Origin of the sequence: Polynucleobacter sp. AP-Ainpum-60-G11, from assembly GCF_018688375.1 — a bacterium.
Classification (GTDB): Bacteria; Pseudomonadota; Gammaproteobacteria; order Burkholderiales; family Burkholderiaceae; genus Polynucleobacter.
This window is the reverse complement of record NZ_CP061318.1, coordinates 1,206,040-1,221,194: the sequence shown is the minus strand read 5'-3', so window position 1 is coordinate 1,221,194 and position 15,155 is coordinate 1,206,040. Positions and strand designations below refer to the sequence as shown.

16 protein-coding genes are annotated in these 15,155 nt (G+C 46.7%); 7 read left to right on the top strand and 9 right to left on the bottom strand.

All coding sequences use genetic code 11. The features are described from left to right. Positions 1–8: 8 nt before the first annotated feature. Entirely contained in the window at positions 9–1,178 is a 1,170-nt protein-coding gene (locus tag FD971_RS06360; protein WP_215333429.1) for an acyl-CoA dehydrogenase family protein, read from the bottom strand. A gap of 187 nt (positions 1,179–1,365) precedes the next feature. Here FD971_RS06360 and FD971_RS06355 point away from each other — a divergent pair, with 187 nt between their 5' ends. Continuing rightward, positions 1,366–1,869 (top strand): YqaA family protein, encoded by a 504-nt coding sequence (locus FD971_RS06355; RefSeq protein ID WP_215333428.1) that lies wholly within the window; start codon positions 1,366–1,368, stop codon positions 1,867–1,869. Positions 1,870–1,885: 16 nt separating this feature from the next. Here FD971_RS06355 and FD971_RS06350 read toward each other — a convergent pair whose 3' ends face one another. The 8 genes from FD971_RS06350 to FD971_RS06315 form a co-directional block, all read right to left on the bottom strand. Beyond that, positions 1,886–2,590, bottom strand: a complete 705-nt coding sequence (locus tag FD971_RS06350; RefSeq protein WP_215333427.1) for an ABC transporter ATP-binding protein — start codon at positions 2,588–2,590, stop codon at positions 1,886–1,888. Positions 2,591–2,603: 13 nt separating this feature from the next. Next, on the bottom strand, positions 2,604–3,359 hold the full coding sequence (locus FD971_RS06345; RefSeq protein WP_215333426.1) for an ABC transporter ATP-binding protein: 756 nt from the start codon (positions 3,357–3,359) through the stop codon (positions 2,604–2,606). Next, positions 3,359–4,318, bottom strand: coding sequence for a branched-chain amino acid ABC transporter permease (locus FD971_RS06340; RefSeq protein WP_215333425.1), 960 nt, complete (start codon positions 4,316–4,318; stop codon positions 3,359–3,361). The genes FD971_RS06345 and FD971_RS06340 overlap by 1 nt, the downstream gene beginning before the upstream one ends. 14 nt (positions 4,319–4,332) lie before the next feature. Continuing rightward, complete coding sequence (locus FD971_RS06335; RefSeq protein WP_215333424.1) at positions 4,333–5,217, bottom strand: branched-chain amino acid ABC transporter permease; 885 nt, start codon at positions 5,215–5,217, stop codon at positions 4,333–4,335. Positions 5,218–5,304: 87 nt separating this feature from the next. Continuing rightward, positions 5,305–6,540, bottom strand: a complete 1,236-nt coding sequence (locus tag FD971_RS06330) for an ABC transporter substrate-binding protein (protein ID WP_251368597.1) — start codon at positions 6,538–6,540, stop codon at positions 5,305–5,307. Positions 6,541–6,641: 101 nt separating this feature from the next. After that, on the bottom strand, positions 6,642–7,880 hold the full coding sequence (locus FD971_RS06325; RefSeq protein WP_215333423.1) for an FAD binding domain-containing protein: 1,239 nt from the start codon (positions 7,878–7,880) through the stop codon (positions 6,642–6,644). Positions 7,881–7,885: 5 nt separating this feature from the next. After that, complete coding sequence (locus FD971_RS06320) at positions 7,886–8,344, bottom strand: VOC family protein (RefSeq protein WP_215333422.1); 459 nt, start codon at positions 8,342–8,344, stop codon at positions 7,886–7,888. Position 8,345: 1 nt separating this feature from the next. Next, positions 8,346–9,050, bottom strand: coding sequence for a TetR/AcrR family transcriptional regulator (locus tag FD971_RS06315; protein ID WP_215333421.1), 705 nt, complete (start codon positions 9,048–9,050; stop codon positions 8,346–8,348). Positions 9,051–9,161: 111 nt separating this feature from the next. On the opposite strand from FD971_RS06315, the gene FD971_RS06310 reads away from it, so the two are divergent. The 6 genes from FD971_RS06310 to FD971_RS06285 all read left to right on the top strand — a co-directional run bounded on the left by FD971_RS06310 (position 9,162) and on the right by FD971_RS06285 (position 15,080). Next, entirely contained in the window at positions 9,162–9,638 is a 477-nt protein-coding gene (locus tag FD971_RS06310) for a CoxG family protein (RefSeq protein WP_215333420.1), read from the top strand. 40 nt (positions 9,639–9,678) lie between these two features. After that, positions 9,679–10,533: a xanthine dehydrogenase family protein subunit M gene (locus tag FD971_RS06305; RefSeq protein WP_215333419.1), complete on the top strand. Its 855-nt coding sequence runs from the start codon at positions 9,679–9,681 to the stop codon at positions 10,531–10,533. 43 nt (positions 10,534–10,576) lie between these two features. Continuing rightward, positions 10,577–11,086: a (2Fe-2S)-binding protein gene (locus FD971_RS06300; protein WP_015421339.1), complete on the top strand. Its 510-nt coding sequence runs from the start codon at positions 10,577–10,579 to the stop codon at positions 11,084–11,086. 18 nt (positions 11,087–11,104) lie between these two features. After that, positions 11,105–13,501 carry a xanthine dehydrogenase family protein molybdopterin-binding subunit gene (locus FD971_RS06295; protein WP_215333418.1) on the top strand — a complete coding sequence of 799 codons (2,397 nt, stop codon included), beginning with the start codon at positions 11,105–11,107 and terminating at the stop codon, positions 13,499–13,501. A gap of 127 nt (positions 13,502–13,628) precedes the next feature. Further along, entirely contained in the window at positions 13,629–14,405 is a 777-nt protein-coding gene (locus FD971_RS06290; RefSeq protein WP_215333417.1) for a 3-hydroxybutyrate dehydrogenase, read from the top strand. Positions 14,406–14,486: 81 nt separating this feature from the next. Continuing rightward, positions 14,487–15,080: a urate hydroxylase PuuD gene (locus tag FD971_RS06285; protein ID WP_215333416.1), complete on the top strand. Its 594-nt coding sequence runs from the start codon at positions 14,487–14,489 to the stop codon at positions 15,078–15,080. Positions 15,081–15,155: the final 75 nt, after the last annotated feature.

The window sequence follows — 15,155 nt, the reverse complement described above, 5'->3', positions numbered from 1 at the left end:
AGATCTCATTAGAAAGAACGCGGAAGCCCTAGAATATGCTCGGCTACATAAGAGTAGATTAAGTTGGTGGAGATTGGAGCCACTTGGTAGAGACGGGTTTCTCGGAACTTGCGTTCAACATCATATTCATTAGCAAAACCAAAGCCGCCATGGGTTTGCAGGCACACGTTTGCAGCTTCCCACGAGGCTTTGGCAGCTAAGTACTTGGCCATATTGGATTCAGCGCCACAAGCTTGCTTGGCATCAAATAGCTCGCAAGCCTTAAAGCGCATCAGATTGGCTGCTTCAGTTTCAATATACGAATCTGCAATTGGAAATTGAATGCCTTGGTTCTTGCCAATGGGTCGATCAAATACCACGCGTTCATTTGCGTAGCGACGAGCCTTATCTACAAACCAATAAGCATCTCCAATACACTCAGCGGCAATCAGAACACGCTCTGCATTAAGTCCATCCAAGATGTATTTAAAGCCTTGACCTTCTTCCCCGATTAAATTCTCAGCAGGAATTTCTAAGTTATCAAAGAAGACTTCATTAGTTTCGTGGTTCACCATATTGGCAATGGGTTGAATCTCCATGCCTTTGCCAATCGCATCCTTGAGATTGACGATAAAGATTGACATGCCCTCTGATTTTTTCTTTACCTCAGCGAGTGGGGTGGTGCGTGCTAGCAAAATCATCAAATCAGAATGCTGGATACGGGAGATCCAAACCTTTTGACCGTTCACCACATACTTGTCACCTTTTTTGACAGCAGTGGTTTTGAGCTTAGTGGTGTCGGTACCGGTCGTGGGTTCGGTAACTGCCATGCTTTGGAGGCGTAATTCTCCAGTAGCGATCTTGGGTAAGTAGAGTTTCTTCTGGATATCCGAGCCGTGGCGAAGCAAGGTACCCATGTTGTACATCTGACCGTGACAAGAGCCTGCATTACCGCCAGAGAAATTAATTTCTTCCATGATGACGGAGGCTTCAGCAAGACCTAAGCCAGAGCCACCATATTCTTCTGGTATCAGGGCTGCTAACCAGCCAGCTTGTGCCATCGCATCTACAAAGGCCTCTGGGTATGCTCGTTCATGATCCACTTTTTGCCAATAGGCGGAGTCAAAACTACCGCAGAGGTCACGTAAGGCCTCGCGCATGTCTTGGTATTGGTCTGGCTTGGGGATCGGGTGATTCATGTGGATATCTATAAAAATGGTGGTTAATGAATGGGCTAATACCCACAGTTTAAGCAAGAATTCAGAATTGCGGGCGACTCATAAATAGCGTCACCAAGCCTCCTGATTATCGTTCTTGAAAGCGCTTGGGGCATACTTGGGGGATGACCAAGTCTTTGCTTACCAACCTTTCGAGATCCCTTAATTAATGGAGCAAATGCTGGTCCAGTTCTTCGACTTCTTTGGTATGCCATCGGTTGGTTTACCAGCGGTATTCATTAGTGCTTTTGTGTCAGCAACTTTACTGCCTGTAGGTTCGGAGCCCATCCTATTTGGCTATGTTTCAGTCAACCCCCATTTATATTGGATTGCCATCATTGTTGCCACCATTGGCAATACCTTAGGGGGTATGCTGGACTGGTGGCTTGGTGTACTCAGTCGTAACAGCTTTGAGTCATTAAAAGGTCCCTCTAGCGGCAGAATGCAGCGTTGGTTGGAGGAGCGGGGGCCTAAGATGCTTCTTTTGTCTTGGCTTCCTGGTTTTGGTGATCCTCTGTGCTTGGCTGCTGGGTGGCTTAGGCTGCCTTGGGCGCCTTGCTTGATCTATATGTGTATTGGCAAGCTATTACGTTATCTCACTATGACCTGGTTACTAACCTTAGTGCCTACAAGCGTGTGGCACCAGATAGGCCATTGGCTTCACATCATTTAAGTAGTCGTAAAAAGGATTAAACAGCGCAGTACTTTTGTTGAATCTCATCATTGTTCAACAGATTCTGGGCTGTATCATGGAAAACAATTTCTCCTTGATCAAGAATGTAGGCTCTGTCTGAAATCTTGAGCGCTTGCTGAACATTTTGTTCAACCAAAAGAATTGTTAAGCCCTGCTGCTTAAGTTTGGCAAAGAGTTCAAACATTTCCTCAACTAATACCGGCATGATGCCTTCTGATGGCTCATCCAAGAGGATCACTTTGGGCTTAGCAATCATGGCGCGCGCAATTGCTAGCATCTGCTGCTCGCCACCCGACATGGAGGTTCCATCTTGTTGCAATCTCTCCTTTAGGCGAGGAAAGGTTTCAGCGATTTCATCAACCATGGCACTCAGGTCACCACGGCTTTTTTGCGCAATCAGGCCCAACTCCAAATTTTCTTTAACAGTAAGTCCTGGAACAATGCGTCGATCTTCCGGGACATATGCTAGACCCAGGTGATAGCGCTCATGGGCTGCAAGCTCTAAAAAAGAGGTGCCATCAATGAAGGCTTTACCTTCTCTTTTTGAGAGTAGCCCCATTAATGAGCGAAGGGTAGTTGTCTTTCCAGCCCCGTTACGACCCATTAAGGTAACAATTTCACCCTTATTTACCTCTAAAGAGACGCCTTGCAGAACATGGCTTCGGTCATACCAAGCATTTAAATTTTCAATGCGCAACATATATAAACCTTCGTTAACCTTGGCCTAGGTACACACGTCGTACCTCTGCATTATTTTGAATTTCTTCAGGAGTGCCTTCAGCTAAAAACTCACCGTGATGAAGAACGATGATGCGCTTGCATAAACCCATGATGAGTTTCATCTTGTGCTCAACCAAAATAACCGTTCTCTCATTTGCAAGTGTACGAATGAGATCCATCATGACGAGGGTTTCTTCAGGAGACATGCCGGCAGTTGGTTCATCAAGTAGTAGAAGGCTTGGGTTGCAAGCAAGGGCCATCGCAATTTCTAAAGCACGCTGTTGACCGTGAGCCAGGTCACCTGTTTTTTTATTCCTGAGGTGTTCTAAATTGACACGGCGCAAGAGTTGATCTGCAAGCTCTATTGGCCCTGGGTAACTTTGTGCATTACGTAAAAAGTTATAGCGCGCAGTTTCCATTTGCGCAGCAACCCGTACATTTTCGTGAACGGTTAACTGTTTAAATACATTGGTAATTTGAAAACTCTTAGAGATGCCGATGCGTGCAAATTCGTATTGCTGCATACCGGTAATATCTTTGCCGTTAAATAGGATCTGACCGCTAGAAGGGGGAAAGGCGCCGCTGAGGACATTAAAGAATGTACTCTTTCCAGCACCATTGGGGCCAATGATTGCGGTGAGGGAGCCTGGCATAAATGTAGTGGAAACATCTTGCAGGGCCTTAAATTTCCCAAAGCTCTTACTGACATTGCGAGCCTCAAGAATAGGGGTTTGGTTTGAGCTACTCATTATTTCAAATCCTGATTGAGGTTTAGCTTGCTCAAGATGGTTCCCCAGATTCCCTTAGGGAAGAACAGAACAAAGAACATAAAGATCAGGCCGATGACTGCCATCCAATGCTTGGTGAAGGTAGTCACTACATCCTCTAGATAGAGCATGACAGCAGCGCCAACAAATGGTCCAAAGAAGGTGCCCATACCGCCCAAGATACTCATCATGACTGCCTGTCCAGACTGAAGATAGTGGAGTGAATCTATTGGAACAATCGAGAGATGCAGAGCGCGCAATGAACCTGCTAGGCCGCAGATTGCAGCAGAAAGTACAAATACCAACAGTTTTGTGCGGGCTACATCAAATCCGCAGGCAGCTGCACGCTTCTCGTTCTCACGAATCGCTTCCATGACTGCACCAAGAGGTGAGCTCAGGATTCGAGAGATGAGCCAGATAGCGATGACTACAAAAAAGAGAATGATGTAGTACTTCACAAGCGGGTTGAGAAAGTCAACTGGCATACCCAAAATATTGAAGGAGTCAACACGCACTCCCCTTAGGCCATTTTCGCCACCAGTTAAGCTTTCAGCCTTGTAAAAACAATAGAACACGATTTGACCTAATGCGAGCGTAACCATGGAGAAGTAGATGCCCCTGGTGCGGATTGCCAGAAAACCCATAATCAGTCCGCCGATAGCGGCACCAATAACGCCCACCAGAATTGCAGTGCCCCAGGGCAAGGTGTAGTGAACGATGCTGATACCAGTGAGATAGCTACCAATTCCAAGAAAGGCCGCATGACCAAAGGACAGTAAGCCCATATAGCCAAACAAGAGATTAAATCCCATGGCGAATAAGCCAAAGATCAAAATGTTGATAGCAAGTGCTTCGTACGGCATGATGAAGGGAAAAATCATCAATAAGAGACTGCTTGCTAGCACGCGATGACGTGCAATGAGTTGGAAAAATGATTTCATAAATAGTTCGGGGATTAGCCCATTGCCCCCGCTTTACCAAATAAGCCTTGTGGTCGTATTAAGAGCACTACCGCCATCAAAATAAAAATAGACAGTTCAGAGAGGTCGGGGAAAAACAGCGAAGTCATGCTGTAAACCACGCCAACTAACAAGCCGGCAACAACAGCACCTACTGGTGAACCCATGCCTCCAACTACTGTGACAACAAATGATTCTGCCAAGATTGGAATGCCCATTTCTGGGTTTACGGAGCGGGTTGGTGAGGCCAATATTCCGGAGAGGCCAGCGATCGCGCAACCTAGTCCGAACACCATCAACCATACCTTGGCGATATCCACCCCAAGTACTTTGACAATCTCTTGGTCAGCAGCACCAGCTTTAATAATCAGACCATAGCGCGTCTTTTGAATAAAAAACCAAACTGCGAAAATAATGAGGGCTGTAGCAGCGATAAGAAAGAGGCGGTACTTAGGAAAGAAGCCAATACCAACGTCTAGAGTGCCTTTAAGTCCATCGGGGGTAACAGAAGGCAGGCCCTCGATACCAAAGGTGACGCGCATTGCTTCTATCAACACATAAGACAAACCAAAAGTCAGAAGTAGCGGATAGTCAATGCCACGTCCGTAGAGTGGTCTCACCAAGAATCGCTCAGTCAGTAATCCAAGTACTCCAGTGGCAATTGGCGTAAGAATTAAGCTAAACCAAAAGTTACCTGTTACACCTAAGAAATAGACGCCCATAAATGCACCAACCATGAAGAAGGCGCCATGGGCAAAATTGACAACATTCAGCATGCCAAAAATAAGGCATAAGCCCAATGCTAGAAGTGCATAGATACTGCCCAGGGCAATACCTGTCAGTAACTGCATGCAGAGAAGTTCAAATGTAAGGCCGGTCATATATGTACTCAGAAAAACTCCCCTTCAGCCAAAGGCATCGGGGGAGGGTCCAGGACAAATCAGTTGATCTGTCCTGAAATTTCAGATTTAAGCCTTGTGGCCTAGCTCCGCGCAACTACGCATATTCTTCTCGGTTGTTGGTTCGATTGTCAGAATATTGAAGACGTCATACTTATCTTTCATATTCTTTGATTTGGACTCAACGATGATGACCGTTTGAACAGCCTGATGGTCACACTTGCGATAGTACTCAGGACCTTTGTAAAAGTCGTACTTGAGATTCTCTAGAGCATTGACCACTTTCATTGTGTCGGTAGATTTAGCAACCTTGACCGCGGCAAGAACAGTTTTTACTCCAGCGTAACCTAGTGCACCGTAGTCGGAAGGTACTGAGCCGTTATACATTTTGCGGAATGCATCATTAAATGTTTTGGCTGTTGGGATGCGATCCTCGAGACCCCAATAATACGAAGTGCCGCCGATAATTCCCTCGAACGCTTCTGGGCCACCAGCCAAGCGTGCTGTATAGAGCAGAACAGGGGTAACAATTTTCATGCTGGACTTCAAGCCAAAGTCTGTGCATTGCTTAGCTGCGTTCACAAGGTCACGACCAAAGTTACAGAGCACCAAAATATCTGGATTTAATGCCTTGATGCGTGGCAAGAATGCAGAGTAATCGGATGCGCCTAATGGATGGCGAATATCTGCCAAAGTAGTGGCGCCCATCTCCTTGCCGGCACGCTCAAAAGCGCGAACCATCTCGTGGCCATAAGCATAGTCAGCCGTCAAGAATACGATCTTCTTACCAAAACGGGGAATAGAGTACCGGGCTACTGCACCAGCTGTCATGGTTGGGTTCAACGCTTCATGGAATGTATATACGCTCCAATCTTTCGCCTCGTTAATCGCATCAGACTGGCTGATGGAATTGAAGAGTACCTTGCGCTCTTTACAAACAGCATTAATGGAGAGCTGAGTTGCGGCTGACAGTGAACCCACAACAAAGTTCACCTTATCTTTTTCAATTAACTCCAGAGTACGTGTTGCAGCTTCACCTGGATTCAGCTTGTCATCACGAACTAAGAGTTCAGCTTTGCGTCCATTAAAGCCGCCTGCATCATTGAATTCTTTGATGGCTAATTCAGCTGCTTTAACTTGATCCTGTGCTTCGGCAGAGAAGGGGCCCGTTAGCGGTGTAGGGAAGCCAATCTTAATGGTGTCCGATTGGGCATTTGCCATATTCATCCAAAGCGGGGTGCTTGCTGCCGCAGCTCCGCCGATCAACATTTTTCTTCTGGTTTGATTCGTTACTTTTTGTTTCATGGTTGTCTCCTCCATTTAAAACAGTTTGTGAATAAGAATACTTTTTGTTTCATAAATCTTAACTGAATGTTTCTAGTAAAGCTTAAATCTACATCTGATGATTAATACGACTCTGGAACCGCTTTTCCTTCTGCAAGTAACACGCTGATATCGATAGCAGTTTCTGCCATTACCGTATCTGCATTTCTTCTTAGGCTACTGCTATCTCGGGTACCCTTGCTCCCCTGTGCCTGCATGTAACGCCCAAGGTACTGAGCCCTGGCAACTACTTGTTGCCCAAGCTGCAATCGTTCTTTACTGTAGGCTTGAAGTGCAGCTGGAGTTGCCCCCAGTTGTGCAATGTGCCGTGCAATCACCATAGCTTCATCACCCGCCTTGGTAACGCCCATGCCGACATGGGGGCGGCCAACGAAGGCTGCATCACCCATTAAGGCAATTCTTCCAAAGACAATTTGCTCAGAGCGAACATCGTAAATTGCCTGCAAAAATGGTGAAGCAGTTTTTTCCAAAATTTCTGCATATTGAGGTGCCAAAATCTCGCGAGCAATCGTTCGCATCTCAGCAATATGCCTCCAAGATACTTTTAGTGGTGGGATACCTGTTGGGTAGTGGTGGCCATCTGCATCCGTTAAGAGTTTGACGAGCTCATTGTCTTCCGAGGCGGGTCGATACCATACAAAGTTATAGCGTCGCTTACCTGGTCTAGTGTCATTACCAGATCCTGCGACTGGGTAGCCCAGCATTTGCTCGCCATTGGGCAGGCAGAATCCAAAGTAATTAAAGAGTGTTTCAAGCGTGTAATTCGAGAGATGGCTTTCATCGCAAACACCGCGCCACGCAATATAGCCAGCATATTCAGGCTGAATCTCTGGCGCTACTTGAGATCTGACCGCGGAGCGTATGCCATCTGATGCAATTAATAGCTCTGCCTCATAAGCGCTACCATCCTCGCAAAGCACCTGTACAGCGCTGGAATCCTGAGTAACTTTTTTTACATTCTTACCTTGTAAGTAGCGCTCACTTGGAAAATTTTCCTTCAGTAGGTGATACAGGCGACTCCATGAAGTCAGAATTTGAGGGAGTGGCATTTCACCCAAGCTTTCCCCATCTGCGCCCAAGGTAACGCGCTTCGATACAGCAACTCCCAGGCCGTCATCAATAGCAATACCCGATTCACGCAAAGCATCTGCGAGTGCATCGTGTGTCACAATGCCGGCGCCTCTGCCATCAAGAGAGCCAACCGCTTTTTCTAGTAGCGTGACATCGTGACCCTGGCGCAGCAATATATTGGCTGCAAATAAGCCTCCAAGAGATCCACCGATGACTAGAATTTTTGCCATTTGACTTATACGGTCTTGGCATCCAATGCTACTTTTTCTGCAGCAGGGTAATTCAATTCAATCACGATCCCATTAGGGTCATCTAAGAAGATTTGGTGTAACTGCAATACGGGCACTGTCCGCTGTCTGCAAGGAACGCCTAACTTTTCAAGCTGTATAAGCTTTGCTTCCAAGCCTTTGGCAAAGAAGGCAATGTGATCGACCGCCCCAGAACCAAAGAGTGAACTAGGGTCGCGCTCCCCGAGGTATTGTTTTAAGCCATTGGGATCATTCTTATCAATCGCAATGAGGTGCAATACTGCATTGGCCCAATCATTTTCATCCCCGTTGTAAAGCCAGACTCCTGGAAATGGAAACTCTGGGCGTGGCCCCACGGTCAAGCCAAGTACTTCACTGTAAAACTGCGTGGTCTTTTCAATCTCGAGGCTGCGGATTGAGAAATGATTCAGGCTGAGGTTCGTCATATTATTTTTTACCAGTAGAAAATAAAGTTTTTGCTGAGTTGAGGTAAGAGCTAATTCGATCTTGAATGATTTCTTGCTCTGTATTGGGGTTTCCGGAGTCGTAGATTGCTTGGCCATAAATCCAGCGACGCATCCCGATATAAAAGATGCCACCATGCAGGCCCATTAAAAACTCCAACTCCCGCTGCGAAGGCTTCCCGCGGTTGGTGCGACCACAGTGTTTGCGGGTTTCTCGTATGAGTCGAGGCAGGAGGCGGTCACGCAATAGTTCAAAGAATCTGTCGCTGATGGAGTGGTCACTCAAGCCTGAGAATATAAGGATGCGCACGAAATCATAGGTGAGTACAGTATTGGAGTAGTCGATATAAAAGGCGTTGAATTTTTCTTCTGGTGAAAGAGTCTTATCGTCTAAAAGTTGCTCCCATTCAGACTTCCAGCGGGACTCAAAGACATCTTCATAGACGGCTTTGATTAAAGCGTCCTTAGTGGGGAAGTAGTGGTAAAGCAGAGTATGGGTAACGCCCAGACCTTTTGTGAGGTTCCTGAGTTGCCCATCAATCCCATGCTTCGCAAAGTACTGAATTGCACGATCGAGTATCTGGCGCTTACGATCTGCCGTACTCATTCTGCGACGAGTAGGCGCACCAGTTGCAGCTACTTCAGTAGCGTCACTGTTGCTGGTGCTGCGATCTCGATCCAAACTCATTGTTGTCAGGGTTTATCCGAATTTGGCCTTATTGACCAAAAGTTAAATAATGGTACATTGTTGAACAATTGGTAGATAAGACTCTATTCGTACAAACCCCAAGGAGAAGTAATGGAATTAAACGGCGAGCAACTCATTGCGGCTCCAATCCCTGATGTATGGAAAGGGTTGAACGATATCGATGTTCTCGCCAAGTCGATTCCTGGTTGTGAAGAGATTAGCCGCATTTCCCCTGAAGAGATCCATGCGAAGGTGATGTTCAAGATTGGGCCTGTAAGAGCCAGATTTGCTGGGAAGCTCTTATTGAGTGACGTTATTCCTGATCAATCCTGTTCAATGGCATTTGAGGGGTCTGGTGGTGCCGCAGGATTTGCAAAAGGGCGCTCACGGGTGGAATTAAAGCTCGTTGATGGTGGCACCTTAATCTCCTACACAACGGAGGCCTCTATTGGAGGCAAGCTGGGACAAATTGGCGGGCGCCTTATTAGTGCTTCAGCCAAAAAGATTGCGGACGATTTTTTTCAGCGCTTTGCAAAAGAATTGGGTGGCGAAGTGCTGCCTCTAGAGTCGGACGCACAGGCTGAATAAAGCTTGGCGATATAAATATAAAAGTAGTGGAGGAGACGTAATGAAATCAGCCGCATTTGATTATGCAAAACCAAAGGCCCTGAGCGAAGCCTTAGCTTTACTGGCTGAGGCGGGTGAAGATGCCCGTTTGATTGCCGGTGGCCAGACGCTTTTGGCTACGCTCAACCTGCGTCTTTCTGAGCCCAGTGTTCTGATTGACATTACCCATCTAGATGAACTCAAGGGAATTTCTGTAATCGGTGAGCAATTGCGCATTGGCGCTTTAGTCACCCATACTGAGATTGAGGATTCGAAGTTAATTGCACAACATGCTCCGCTCCTCAAGGCTGCCGTACCGCACATTGCGCACAGAGCGATCCGTAACTTAGGGACTTGGGGCGGATCCCTGGCTTACGGAGATCCTGCAGCTGAATGGCCCGCCTGTAGTTTGGCGCTCAATGCAACGATGTTGATTGCAGGCCCTGCTGGCGAACGTCGTATTTCGGCTCAAGACTTTTTTATTGATCTGTACACCACCTCCTTAGAGCCTGATGAAATTCTAGTGGCAACTGAATTTCCAGTGGCAAGCAGCAATCAAGTTTTTTATTTTCATGAGCTGGCTCGTCGCCATGGGGACTATGCGGTTGCAGGACTTGCCTTGGTTGCCAATAAAGTCGGTAATGTTCTGAGCGATTGCACTTTCACTTTCTTTTCAGTTGGTGCAACACCCGTTATGGCAACTAGGGCTCAAGCATTAATTGATGGTAAGCCTCTGAATGAAGATCTGATTGCTAGTGCAGTTGCTGCTGCAAGAGCAGAAATTGATGCAATTGCAGATATCACCAATAGTGCAGAAACAAAGCGGCATTTGATTGGTGTTTTGTTAGAGCGTGGCTTAAAGCATTTGATTGCTTAATTAATAAAAATTAATACAAGATAAATCGAGTTCGGAGATTGAGATGAGCTTAAAGAAAAAAATTACGATGACCGTCAATGGTTCGGTAGTCAATGCTGAAATTGAGCCGCGCCGCCATTTGGTAGATTTTCTGCGTGAAGATTTGCATTTAAAGGGGCCTCACCTCGGGTGTGAGCAGGGTGCTTGTGGTGCCTGCACTGTTAAGGTGGATGGTCAAATCATTCGTGGCTGCTTATATCTGGCTGTTCAAGCTGATGGCTGTGTAGTGGAAACGATTGAGGGCTTGACTAAAAGTGGTGCATTGGCAGATCTTCAAGAAGCTTTTATGCGTCATAACGCAATGCAATGTGGATTTTGCTCCTCAGGCATGCTGCTTGCAGCTGCAGAGTTGGTTGAAAAGCAACCAAAAGCCACGCGCGAAGAAGTGCGTGAATGGATCTCTGGCAATTACTGCCGTTGCACTGGCTACCACTCCATAGTAGATGCCATCATGGCCGTGCTTGAAGCTCGTGCCAAAGGTGAAAAAATTAAACCTGTTGTTGCCCTCGCTTAAGAAGACTGGGAAAACATTATGAATAAGCCAGCAGATCTCAAAGGATTAGTGCTTGATCCAGTTACCAATGATCAACGCTACATTGGTAATAGCGAACCTAGACATAAGGCGCGTCGACTCATCGAGGGTCAGGGTACTTATGTGGATGATATTCAATTACCCAGAATGGGACATGTGGTCTATTGGCGTTCGCCAGTAGCGCATATGAAAATTGGAAAAATTCATACAGAACAGGCAAGCAAAATGCCGGGTGTTCTAGCAATAGTGGACGGCGTCAAGATGGCGGAGCTTTGCAAGCCATGGGTTGCCACCTTGGGTCATCTCGCTGGCATGAAGTCTGCCCCTCAATATGCTTTGGCAATTGATAGGGCTTGCTGGCAGGGTGAGCCTGTAGTTGCCGTTGTTGCTGAGACGCGTGCACAGGCAGAAGACGCATTGCAATTAGTTGATGTGGAATGGGAAGAGTTACCCGCAGTAGTTTCTATGGAAACCGCATTGGATCCCCAGACGCCAGTCATTCATCCTGAATTAGGTGACAACCTGTGTTTTACGCGTAGCTTGGATGTTGGTCAGGTTGACGAGGTGTTTGCAACGGCAGATGTCGTTGCAGAAGCTACCTTTGGGTTTGGTCGTCATACTGGTGTGACCTTAGAGCCTCGCTGTCAAATTGCTGACTACAACCCTGGTGATCGTCGTTTGACGGTGTATCACTCGCAGCAAGCACCACATATGATGCAGGATTTATATTGCCGTCAGTTTGGCTTGTCTGAGTCTGATGTCCATGTTATTTGTAAAGACGTGGGAGGGTCCTTCGGCATTAAAGTGCACGCGTATCCTGATGACTTTGCAACGGTAGGCTTGGCGATGATGTTGGAGCGCCCGGTCAAATTTGTAGCTGATCGCCTCGAATCATTTACAAGTGATATTCACGCACGTGAGCATCGAATTAAAGGACGCATTGCGGCAAATAAAGAGGGTGATATTTTGGCGTTTGAGATCGACGATCTCACTGCTATTGGTCCATATTCTATGTTCCCCAGAACGAGTGCGATTGAGGGCAATCAAGTTGTCAACTTAGTTGGCGGGCCCTATAAGCATCAAAATTACAGAGCTAAGCTGAATGTGGTGTTTCAGAATAAAACGCCTACATGTCAATACCGCGGAGTGGGGCATCCAATTGCTTGCGCTGTAACTGAGGGCTTGGTAGATTTGGCGGCGCAAAAGTTAAAGATGGATCCCTTGGAGTTTCGTAAGCGCAATGTAATTCCTGATGACGCATATCCATGCTCTGGAATTTCTGGAATCAAGTTAGAGGTCCTATCCCACGAGCAATGTTTGCGCACGATTGAAAAGATGATGGACTATTCTGCATTGCGTCAGGAGCAGGCTGAGTTGCGCAAAAAAGGCATCTATCGCGGCATAGGCTTTGCTACATTAATTGAGTTAACCAATCCAAGTCCGGCCTTCTATGGCGTGGGTGGTGCTCGCATTGCCTCTCAGGATGGGGCTTCCGCTCGTTTAGATCCTAGTGGAGTGGTTTCCATTTTGATCGGCGTTGGTGAGCAGGGTCAGGGTACCGAAGGCATCTATGCGCAAATTGCTGCCGATGCCGTGGGACTCTCAATTAAAGACGTCCGCATCATTACTGGCGATACCGATGTCACTCCATACGGTGGTGGCACCTGGGCTTCTCGCGGTGCTGGAGTTGGTGGTGAGGCTGTATTGCTCGCTTGCCAGGCGCTTCAAGAAAATATCCTGAAGCTAGCTGGCGCTATTTTGAATAGATCTCCTGAGGAGCTATCAGTTCGTCGCGGCCATGTATTGGATAAGTCTAGTGGAGAGCAATTGTTGCCGTTTAGCGAGATCGGACGGATTGGCTATTTCCGTACTGATACCTTGCCGGTGGGTTTCTCTGCTGACTTAATGGTTACACGTCATTACACCCAGAAAGAATATCCATTCATCTTTACCAATGGTGTTCAGGCGTCTTACGTTGAGGTTGATCCTGATACTGGATTTGTGAAGCTGCTAAAGCATTGGGCAGTTGAAGATTGCGGTCGCGTATTAAATCCGATGTTGGTTGATGAGCAGGTACGTGGAGCAATCGTTCAAGGTATCGGAGGCGTGCTTTTCGAAGAGTGCCTCTATGACGATAGCGGTTTGTTACGCAATGGAAGTATGGCGGACTATTTGGTGCCGATGGCAAATGAAATGCCTGATATTGAAGTGGCTCACGTGGAGACACCAACCCAGTCATCCAAGTTAGGGGCAAAAGGGGCTGGTGAGGCTGGTACTGCTGGGGCTCCTGGAGCGGTCCAGAATGCCATCAATGATGCTTTGGCGCCCTTTAATGTCGCTGTATTTGATCAGCCAATTACCTGTGAAAAGATTCTGAAGGCCCTTGGCAAGGTGTAAAGAAGAGTTCGCCTTCATTAGTGCATTCCCCGTATCGAAGGGCGTATCGCATCCTGTAACATCGAGTTTTGACCATACATCAATCCCCACTGGGGGTTGATGATTAACTTGATATAGCGAAAAGAACATGTCTCATTTAAAAGGTAAAACAGCTCTCGTCACCGGCTCAACCAGTGGCATTGGTTTAGCAATGGCTATTGGATTGGCGAAACAAGGCGTCAACATTATGGTGAATGGCTTTGGTGAGAAAGATGCTGCTATTGCTGCCATCAAAGCTTGTGGTGTTGAAGTCGACTATCACGGTGCCGATATGAGTAAGCCTGCCGAGATTGAAGATCTCATTGCTCAAACTGAGAAACGTTTTGGATCACTTGATATCTTGGTGAACAATGCAGGCATTCAGTACACCGCTAATGTTGAAGACTTTCCAGCAGACAAATGGGAGTCCATCATTGCGATTAACTTAAGTTCAGCTTTTTATACCTCTCACCATGCTCTGCCAGGAATGAAAAAGCGTAATTGGGGTCGCATTATTAATATCGCCTCTGTACATGGCTTGGTTGGCTCCATTCAAAAATCTGCCTACGTAGCAGCTAAGCATGGCATCGTTGGTTTAACCAAGGTGACCGCACTAGAGAACGCAAAAACCGGAATTACTTGTAACGCAATTTGCCCTGGATGGGTCTTGACGCCTCTAGTTCAAAAGCAGGTAGATGCGCGCGCAGAGCGGGATGGGATTTCTAATGAGGAGGCCAAGAAAGCGCTGGTTTCTGAGAAGCAGCCTTCAGGCGAATTTGTGGCTCCAGAGCAATTGGCGGCACTAGCTGTGTTCCTCTGTGGTCCTGACGCCTCTGAAGTACGCGGAGTGGCCTGGAATATGGATGGCGGCTGGACAGCCCAGTAAAACAGTCATATTGGAGCTTCAAACAAAAACACCATAATCGTTTATAGTTACACCGAATTCTTATACATAGGAGATACCTTTATGTCATCCATTTTGACCTCATTGGGACGCACAGTTTTAGCTGGCTTTGTGCTTCTCGTTTTAATTGTTTTGGCTTTAGGTGCAAACCTCAGCTCAATTGAATTGCCATTTTTATTCCGCTGGATTCACGTGATGGTTGGTGTGATGTGGATTGGTTTGCTTTGGTACTTCAATTTTGTGCAGATTCCTTCCATGCCAAAAATTCCAGATGAGCAAAAACCTGCGATTGGAAAAGTGATTGCTCCGACAGCATTATTTTGGTTCCGTTGGGCAGCCTTATTTACCGTTGTAAGTGGCTTAATCTTGGCCGTATTGAATGGTTACGCTCATCAAGCATTTACTTTACAAGCTCCGTTCCGTGCGATCGGTTTAGGTATGTGGATTGCTTTGGTAATGGCTTTCAACGTTTGGTTCATTATTTGGCCAAACCAGAAACGTGCCTTAGGTATCGTTGCAGTTGAGCCAGATGTAAAAGCAAAGTCTGCACGCATTGCAATGTTGACCTCACGCTTTAACACTATGCTTTCTGTACCAATGTTATTTTTGATGGTTGCTCAGTCACACAACACAACCTGGTTTGTAATCGTTTCATAAACAGACCGCAGTAGATCATGAAAAAGGCCCGCAGATGCGGGCCTTTTCTTATTCCAAAAATCCCCTAGATCATTG

Coding starts and splice junctions, on each gene's coding strand:
- FD971_RS06360 (WP_215333429.1), bottom strand. CDS start 1,178: ATGAATCACCCGATCCCCAAGCCAGACCAATACCAAGACATGCGCGAG.
- FD971_RS06355 (WP_215333428.1), top strand. CDS start 1,366: ATGGAGCAAATGCTGGTCCAGTTCTTCGACTTCTTTGGTATGCCATCG.
- FD971_RS06350 (WP_215333427.1), bottom strand. CDS start 2,590: ATGTTGCGCATTGAAAATTTAAATGCTTGGTATGACCGAAGCCATGTT.
- FD971_RS06345 (WP_215333426.1), bottom strand. CDS start 3,359: ATGAGTAGCTCAAACCAAACCCCTATTCTTGAGGCTCGCAATGTCAGT.
- FD971_RS06340 (WP_215333425.1), bottom strand. CDS start 4,318: ATGAAATCATTTTTCCAACTCATTGCACGTCATCGCGTGCTAGCAAGC.
- FD971_RS06335 (WP_215333424.1), bottom strand. CDS start 5,217: ATGACCGGCCTTACATTTGAACTTCTCTGCATGCAGTTACTGACAGGT.
- FD971_RS06330 (WP_251368597.1), bottom strand. CDS start 6,540: ATGAAACAAAAAGTAACGAATCAAACCAGAAGAAAAATGTTGATCGGC.
- FD971_RS06325 (WP_215333423.1), bottom strand. CDS start 7,880: ATGGCAAAAATTCTAGTCATCGGTGGATCTCTTGGAGGCTTATTTGCA.
- FD971_RS06320 (WP_215333422.1), bottom strand. CDS start 8,344: ATGACGAACCTCAGCCTGAATCATTTCTCAATCCGCAGCCTCGAGATT.
- FD971_RS06315 (WP_215333421.1), bottom strand. CDS start 9,050: ATGAGTTTGGATCGAGATCGCAGCACCAGCAACAGTGACGCTACTGAA.
- FD971_RS06310 (WP_215333420.1), top strand. CDS start 9,162: ATGGAATTAAACGGCGAGCAACTCATTGCGGCTCCAATCCCTGATGTA.
- FD971_RS06305 (WP_215333419.1), top strand. CDS start 9,679: ATGAAATCAGCCGCATTTGATTATGCAAAACCAAAGGCCCTGAGCGAA.
- FD971_RS06300 (WP_015421339.1), top strand. CDS start 10,577: ATGAGCTTAAAGAAAAAAATTACGATGACCGTCAATGGTTCGGTAGTC.
- FD971_RS06295 (WP_215333418.1), top strand. CDS start 11,105: ATGAATAAGCCAGCAGATCTCAAAGGATTAGTGCTTGATCCAGTTACC.
- FD971_RS06290 (WP_215333417.1), top strand. CDS start 13,629: ATGTCTCATTTAAAAGGTAAAACAGCTCTCGTCACCGGCTCAACCAGT.
- FD971_RS06285 (WP_215333416.1), top strand. CDS start 14,487: ATGTCATCCATTTTGACCTCATTGGGACGCACAGTTTTAGCTGGCTTT.